Source organism: Paenisporosarcina sp. P5_A11 (genome assembly GCF_056400705.1).
In genome coordinates this window covers 1-8,186 of sequence record NZ_JBFUKT010000151.1, presented here as the reverse complement: position 1 = coordinate 8,186, position 8,186 = coordinate 1, and the positions used below count along the sequence as shown (strand labels likewise).

6 protein-coding genes and 1 pseudogene are annotated in these 8,186 nt (G+C 39.7%); 2 read left to right on the top strand and 5 right to left on the bottom strand.

What is annotated here, in order from left to right; translation table 11 throughout:
* The coding region (locus AC1DOS_RS15715; RefSeq protein ID WP_477538255.1) for a zinc-ribbon domain-containing protein at positions 1-356 on the top strand (356 nt) is incomplete at its 5' end.
* Between the two features lie 144 nt (positions 357-500).
* Here the strand turns inward: AC1DOS_RS15715 and AC1DOS_RS15710 are convergent.
* The 5 genes from AC1DOS_RS15710 to AC1DOS_RS15690 all read right to left on the bottom strand — a co-directional run bounded on the left by AC1DOS_RS15710 (position 501) and on the right by AC1DOS_RS15690 (position 7,621).
* On the bottom strand, positions 501-767 hold the full coding sequence (locus AC1DOS_RS15710) for a hypothetical protein (protein ID WP_108586946.1): 267 nt from the start codon (positions 765-767) through the stop codon (positions 501-503).
* Between the two features lie 224 nt (positions 768-991).
* On the bottom strand, positions 992-2,248 hold the full coding sequence (locus AC1DOS_RS15705; protein ID WP_477538254.1) for a type III PLP-dependent enzyme: 1,257 nt from the start codon (positions 2,246-2,248) through the stop codon (positions 992-994).
* Positions 2,249-2,264: 16 nt separating this feature from the next.
* The gene (locus AC1DOS_RS15700) at positions 2,265-3,491 is read right to left on the bottom strand and encodes an MFS transporter (RefSeq protein ID WP_477538253.1); all 1,227 of its coding nucleotides are present in this window, start codon (positions 3,489-3,491) and stop codon (positions 2,265-2,267) included.
* Positions 3,492-3,497: 6 nt separating this feature from the next.
* Positions 3,498-5,612 (bottom strand): IucA/IucC family protein, encoded by a 2,115-nt coding sequence (locus AC1DOS_RS15695; protein ID WP_477538252.1) that lies wholly within the window; start codon positions 5,610-5,612, stop codon positions 3,498-3,500.
* On the bottom strand, positions 5,609-7,621 hold the full coding sequence (locus AC1DOS_RS15690; protein WP_477538251.1) for an IucA/IucC family protein: 2,013 nt from the start codon (positions 7,619-7,621) through the stop codon (positions 5,609-5,611). The genes AC1DOS_RS15695 and AC1DOS_RS15690 overlap by 4 nt, the downstream gene beginning before the upstream one ends.
* 455 nt (positions 7,622-8,076) lie before the next feature.
* Here AC1DOS_RS15690 and AC1DOS_RS15685 point away from each other — a divergent pair.
* Positions 8,077-8,186: pseudogene (locus AC1DOS_RS15685) on the top strand (GlsB/YeaQ/YmgE family stress response membrane protein); the annotation flags it as partial.

The window sequence follows — 8,186 nt, the reverse complement described above, 5'->3', positions numbered from 1 at the left end:
ATATAAATGAGATGAGACAATTTGCAGAAGAACGCGGTGGAAAATGCCTATCAGAAATCTATTTAAATAGTAAAACTAAATTAATATGGGAATGTGCAAAAGGTCATGTTTGGGAGTCTATTCCTAATCAAATCAAAAATGGCACTTGGTGTCCTGAGTGTAGTGGAAATAAAAAAAGGACAATAGAAGATATGAGAGAAATTGCTCAACAGCGTGGTGGAAAATGTCTTTCTTCTGACTATAAAAATAATAAAACCAAATTAACCCGGGAATGTAAACAAGGACACGTTTGGGAATCCATCCCAAAAACTGTAATACACCGTGGGTCTTGGTGCCTCACCTGTAGTAGAATATAATTAGATTTTAACATGATTACTTAAATCAACCCCTTCACTGCCTTAGAGTGAAGGGGTATTATTCTTTAATATACAATTGCCACGTTTCGCACCGGTTGGATTTATAAACCTACTTTCACTCTCCTAAAAATTAAGCAAATTTTCTCAGCTTGTTATTTTGTGAAATGCCTTCAATTTCTGCAAGTACAAGTTCTCTGCTTCTTCTCGGTGACCGATTAAATATTCATCTAGTGTAATGCGTCTTGCGGACAGTATGCCTCTCGCTTTTACTCCTGGCATGTGTTGGGCTTCGACCATGACATCGAGCAGCATACTTTGGTTTGGCATTGTTAAATAGCGTGCTACACTGACTTCTTTTCGTTGTCCGACATGGCCATATTTCAAAATCACTTTCCAGTACGACCATTCCATCGCTCCACTCCCTTTCCATTAGGTAATGTAAACGTCTTGCAATACCCCTTTTTTATATCGGTTGGCTTTTTATCTTGTCGTATTAAGAATATTCCAAGAAACCGTTATCAAGAACCTCGCCGATTTTCAAAACACATGTTTACCTCTTATCACACCTACTGTCAGAGAAGAATACAAAAAATGCCCTCCAGCTGATATTTCATCAGTTGGAAAGCATTTGTTATTTATACACATTGATTTTCAAAAGCCCGCTTTGTTTCTAAATTATCCATTTCCGACTCCGCCTTGCTAATAAAGTCCTCTTCTATGTAATAATGATCTGGGTGTGGATGACTTAGAAAGTCATGATGAGAGATAGCCCAGCCGTAAGCTCCTACATAACTGAAAAGCAGGATATCTCCCGCTCTTAAACGTGATACGTCAATATCTCTAGCCAATATGTCGTTTGGTGTACATAACTCTCCTGCCACTGTAACGACCGATTCATTTACTTCAGGACGCACAAAGGGGTATGGCCATTTTTCTATTGGTATGATGGTAAACGGGTGACTTTGTTTCCAGGCTGCGGGAAGTCTGAGGTGATGGCTACCTCCTCGTACCACGCAAAAGTATTCGCCATGATTTTGTTTGATATCTAATACCTCCGCTGCGTAGTATCCGCATGAAGACGTGATGTAACGACCGCATTCAAACAGTACTTTCCAATTGGCGTCTTTGTGCTTTGCCAGTACAGTGTTTAAACGCTCCATAAAGTCCATCCAGTTAAACTGATTTTCTAGATCCAGATAATTGATGCCGATGCCTCCACCTACATTCAAGAAGGAAATATCTAAATCGAATTTTTCACTCCACGTTTTTGATAATTCAAAACAACGGTCTACAAATTCAGCATGAGCTTTGGCATCTATATTATTGGACATCGCATGAAAATGAAAACCGCGAAGGGTAATATTCGGTAGACTTTTAGCCAGCTCAATCGCATTTGGTATGTTTATTTCATCAATCCCAAATTGTGTTGGTACACCTGCCATTTTCAATCGCGCATTTGGTACTGAACTGCGTAAATTGACACGCAACAAAATATCCACACTGACTCCTTTTTGACTGGCAATGTAATTAACCAGCTGTAACTCATGCAGGCTCTCGACATTTATGAGCGTCACTTTGTGAGTAATGGCTCCTTCAATTTCTTCCTGTGTTTTCCCAGGCCCGCCGAAAAGTATCGGAATATGTTTGTCTACAGCTCGGACTTTTTCTATTTCCCCTAGTGAAGCCACTTCAAATCCATGAACGATGGGTGCTAAGTTTCGAAGAAGTGTCTCATCTGAGTTCGCTTTTATCGCATAAAATAAGCGACTTACTGAAGGAAGTGACGTAATCAGCTGATTAACATGGTTGCGAAGCTTTGGTAAGTCATATAAATAAGCACAGAACGGTTTTTCTTGTTCCATCCTTAGCGTTTTCACGATATTTTCCATCATAAAAATGTTCACTCCCTTACAAATTCCATATTTGACGTCTTATCGTTAATACAATTGATGTGATCGCAATACAGCCGACCCCCATCACAATACCTGCCCAAGAGGTCCCGACCCATGTTGCTATAGCACCTAAAAGGATGGCTCCTAACGGAATAAACCCTCTATCCATTAACGCAATGCTCAACACCCTGCCGCGAAGTTGATCGGGAACCTGCACTTGAAGCGTAATACGGCTCACGGTCCGGTACGTTTGGCTTGTTAAACCTACCAGAAACATAGCGATCCCTGCTTGTAAGAAGTTTTGAGCAGCGATAAATAATAGCAAAGATAAACCAAATCCCATAATGGAACAGATTAACCACTTACCTGCACCTTTAATTTCTTTGCCGATTGACAGCCAGGTTGCCCCTACCAAAGCACCGATTGAAGAAATAGACAGCAACAGTCCAAACCCTTCTGGCCCAAGATTTAATAGGTCCCGGGCAAATAGTGGCATCATCGTTGTGTAAGGAAAGCCAAATACCATGGGTACAATAGCCAAAATGAGCAATGATTGAACGGAAGGCTGACTTTTCACATAATCTGATGCCTCTCTGAACGTTGTTTTTTCTCTATTTTTCTTATTAAATTTCGGGACAGCATGAGAACGAATCATGAGTAAGGACACTAGTACGCCTAATGTCCCCCATGCATTGATATAAAATAAATTGGCAATATCCGTAACGGCAAGCAACATTCCTGCAATCGCCGGTCCAATAATACGAGAAAGATTGATGACCAGCGTATTTATCGCGATTGCACTAGACATAGCGTTTGCCGGCACAAGGTTTGGCAATAACGCATTGCGGATTGGCGAATCCATAGCTGCCAGCATAGACCGTAGCGTGACAATCAGGATAAAGACCCAAAATAATGCGGGTCCTGAATCCACCAGATAACCTAGGCAAAACGTCAAGAACATCATTGCTAGTTGAATGTAGATTAATAGTTTTCGTCGATCATAGCGATCAGCCAATAGCCCTGCTGGTACGCTAAGTAAAAAAGTGGGAAGTAAGCGGCAAGCATTCACTACCCCTAACATCAGTGGAGAATTTGTTAACTGAAGCACCGCCCAGTTTAAGGCGACTAAATCCATCCAATCCCCTACTCGCGTCACTAAGCTGCCCGACATAAAAATCTGAAATACTCTTGAGTGAAGGGCAAAACGTGATGTTTGCTGAGATTGAATCACAACGTTTGCCATGTAAAGTTATACTTCCTTCCTGTGACATTCAAAAAGAGGATTAGGTACACTTGTATACGAATAATCCTTTCCTTCCGGTTCCAACCGCATTTTTGTCAGTGCTTTATAATCTACTTTTTCCTGATAAAAAGCCGCTCTGTCTATACTGGCATTTTCAGCATATGTTGTGGTTTCAAGCTGATCAAAAACCGTTTCACAAATCACATGAATTTCCTGCCACAACTCTTCTTCTAGCAGTCCGAATTGCTGACACACTTGCAATAGCAATTCTCCACAGTGATTTTGCAATACCGTATAAAAAACTTTGTTATGCATTTCTTTTAAACAATTTGTTGCTGTTGCTGAATTTGGATAAAATTCGGTTTGTAATCCTGATTGTTCGAGCCTGTTTTGAAAGATTCTGCTACCTCCCCAGTCTCTGAACAACATTCGAACTGGTCGACCATTTTTGAACACCATCACGCTGTTTTGCAAATGACCTTCCAGACCAATTCCATACTTTACCATGAGTGTTAAAAAGCCTGGCAATGCAATGGATGCATATTCGGAAACGAATTGAAACGCTGCCTTGCGGAGGGAAGGTTCCTTAGTTTCTTCTGCATACTTCTCAATTAACTCAACGAGAATTGTTTTTTCAGTGATTGCTGACTGACCAAAAAGTGAGCTACCAACAATCGCTACTTCGTCCACGTTAACGAATGTTTCGACATTCTCCCGTAACACTGCAGATAAATTCCTGTTTTTTAATTTTTGATTATCTGAAAGATCTTCTGTTTTGTTCAGTTTAAAATTATAACCAGCACATTCACATACTGGGATAAAGTTCTTAGACAGCTCTTGTTCCCGCTCCATTACTAAACGGATAAGGCGCGTGATTACCGCAGCATTATTGGTCGTATTTGCAGATATGGAACGGACAGTAGATGTCATCTGGCTGTTGACCGCTACTTTTATCGAGTGTTTGGCCCCTGCCTTCAAAGGCACTAAGGTTCTAAAAGAAGACGTTGCCCCACTTGGAATTTTTAGACCATGTATAGGTATGACGATTTGTTGTAGAATTTCAGTTTCATAAATGTCAGGTATCGCATGTTCCATTTGCCAAGGATGCACAGGGACAAACACATAATCATTTACTTCAAGTTGGCATGCTACAAATTGTTTTTCGATTGTTATTGGCAACTCTGGATACTCGTTAAAAAGAAAAGCATTTGCATTCTTTTCTTTCTCCTCTTCCTGTTTCCATTCTGCGTAATCTTTTCGAATCCCGACGAACTGCAAATCCGCTGCTCCATCAAATTCAGGGGAGTAACGAAACACATCTTCTGGATCCATGCCTACTTTTGTCTTTGCGCCTGGGTGGAGATTATGTCCTTCAATACTCAGTTGTTCAAAAAATAGACTCGAATCAAATCCAGGGTCTTGTTTCTTTCTGAACAACACCCAATCGATTGTATTAGTGATTTCATGTTCACCTGCTTTTTGCTGAAGGTCTTTTTTCTTCAACTCCCAGAAAGTATACGAAAGTGACAGATTCGCACTACCATTCGATAATTCCCCCGCCAGTTTCAACCAAGATCTTTGCCCTTTTTCCTTGTAAGTTTGTTCTTTCTCTTGCATCAAATAAAGCAGTTCAACCGCGTTATCAATTGGTTTAATTCCGAAGGTAGAAACTAGTAAAATCTGTCCGTCTACTTCTGTCCGATTGAAAGCATAAGTTGGACCTACCGGAATCAACAGACAACTCTTTTCGCATAGAGGATACAGTTTATATGTGTCACCATTTTTCATACCAAATGTATGGAGTTCCTTCATTACATTTTTCCAATAATCATTGATGACTGGAACATTTATTGCATAAGAAGTGTCCATCACGAACAAATCATATGAGTCTGACGTCAACCCCATGATATCTTCACGTACCATCGAACCTGCTAGTCGGTTTAAAATTCCTTGTCGGCCTTTTTCAACTGATAATTTATAATCAGGGGCCATATTCGGAAAATTGTCTTTCAAGAAATGCAGAATGGTAAATTCATCACTAAATAAATGCTCCTGGCTGAAGTTCTTATCTYCTGTTGGGATTGTATTTATTTCAGGAAGTTCTGTTGAAATTGTCGTCATGATTGAATCTCTCCATTCCATTTCATCAGCGGGTTCGGAACTTGGGTAAATGTGTAAGCCGTGATATCCCCCTGCAGACGCATAGTCGTCAATGCTTTTAAATGTATTGTTGGCTGAAAAAGTTCGTGTTCATCTGCCTCAGCTTGTTGTGTAATGGAAGAATCCTTCTTCAGGTCTTCAAAAACATCTTTACAAACGATTGCGACCTGCTCCCATAGCCTGTCCTCATCTATTTCCAAGGATCGAACAAGATTTGTAATCAATTCGGCGAAATGATTTTGAATTACGGAATACGAAATAATATTTCTCAATTGGCCTTCTTGATCCGTGACGATCGATGAACCAGGATAAAACTTCGCATCATATCCATGCTTCTCTAATCTTTCCGGCAAAATTCTGATACCTCCGAAGTCCCTTAATAAAATACGTACTAGCTCGCCATTTCGAAAAACACTCACACTATTTTGCATATGCCCTTCTAAACTAATGCCATACCGAACCATTAACGTCAGAAAGCCTGGTAGTGATGTCTCTGCATATTTTCGGATAAATAATAACGCTGCCTCTTTCTGATCAGACAACTGATAGTGGCCAGCTAGCTCCTCAATCAGTTCAGCGGCAATAAGCTTGCCACTAATGGGGGAATCCGCAATAAGCGCTGCAGCCGCCATCGGTATTTCGTTTTCTTCTTTAATATGGTTCTCAGGATTCTCCCGTAAAAGTGACCCTAAATTCGCTTTAACTGTCCAGCTATCTTCTTCTGTCAGCGATGATGTAAGTGGGTTGTAATAAGCGCCTGCCCGTTCTTGTAATACAACAAAACGACCTTTAAAAGCATTCTCTTTTTCTAGAATGCTAGCCATTATTTTCGAAAGAATGGGTCCGTTCTCTACAGAATTAGGAGAAACGGTACGTACAGCACTGGTAGTTTGAATATTGACCGCTGTTTTAATATGGTGTCGTCCTTTTCCGCGATGTTGGATGGGCGCTAGCGAACGAAAAGAAACCAACGACTGTGTTGGAATACAGAAATTTGAAATAGGAACGATTCTCTTCATCTCGATTTCTTCTTTATACAAAGTAGGTAATGTATGTTCAAATTGCCAAGGGTGAACGGGTATTACTTCAAACTGATCAGCCTGCAAACCAATCCTTTGTAAAGTTCCTTCCACAACTGACTGTAGTCCCTCATATTCTTGATATAAAAGACTAGTAATAGTTTGTTCATCGATTGACGTGGTGCGGCAATACTCTTTCGACACAGCTACAAATGCAACCTGTGGTTTACCTCCCCACTCTGGTGAGTACTTGATGACATCTGCCGTATCAACACCGAACTTAGTTTTGGTACCTGGATGGAGCGGATGGCCTTCAACAACCCATTGTTCATAAAAAGCAAGAGGACTGAACCTTTTATCGATTTTTTTCTGATACATGACCCACTCAAGTGAAGTTTGAATATGTAATAAATTAGCTGTATACGATAGATCCGTTTTTCTTCGGTCTGCACCTGTTAAGGCTAATGTGAAGTTAGCAGCCCCATTTAGAATTTCCAATTTAAAGCGATGAAACTGTTCTGCTGTTGCTTCTTTTAATAATCCTTCATTCCTTAACAACTCAAGAAGCTCCACGGGATGTGCGAGAATCTTAGAAACCTTTTCATCTTGAACTAATAAATCACTAGCTACATCAAATCGTCCGAGTGAACGCCGCTTTTTAATGTCAGCGTGAATCACTTTTCCACTAGGTAGTTTTATAGAAATGCTGTTTTTCTTACCTGTCAGCCATGTAATTCGCTTGTCTTCAATGATTTGTTCTCTAATAAGTGCTTGGAAGAGACGTTGAGAGATTCCTCTTCTTCCAGCTTGAATATTTTTTATATATGATTCCTCCAGTTCAGATTCTTCCCGCTTAAGGTAATCTAACGTTTCGGATTCTTCATCACTCAAAAACTTTATCTTTGTCAGTTCTGTATTTCCAGTACGGATCATCGTCATTTCAACTCTCACTTTCCGCTATCCTTGAATTTTATTAATGAGTCCATAAAACGATATTGATAATGATAATCATTATCAATTACATCGGTAATGGTAAATGATTACAACAGCATTAGTCAACATGCTTAAGTACCTATCCTTATACTTAAAACAGGGTAATTTAGCACCTTCCATCGACGCACCTAGAGCTAAAGGAAGCAATTATAATAGTAATTTCTCAATTGTCGCAGTTGCTTTGCTCCACCGATTAGTATGTCATTTAGCTAGTAACAAGCATAAAAATCCCCCAGCAAACAGAGTTTGTCGGGGGATTTGTTTTAGAAATATTGGTTTGCAACTGTCCACATTTTTTATTACTGACATCCATCACTTTTATAATAATTTTTATATAGTGGTTTGAACATTATCAAATTAGGCTATCTATTAAGTAAGCAAGAAAAAACAATTTTTGAACAGGAGATGGCATAATGGACTTTATTTTATATCTTATTATCGGTGGTATTATTGGATGGTTAGCTGGACTTATTTTAGGTAAAGACATACCAGGCGGAATTATTGGTAACATTATTGCAGGTAT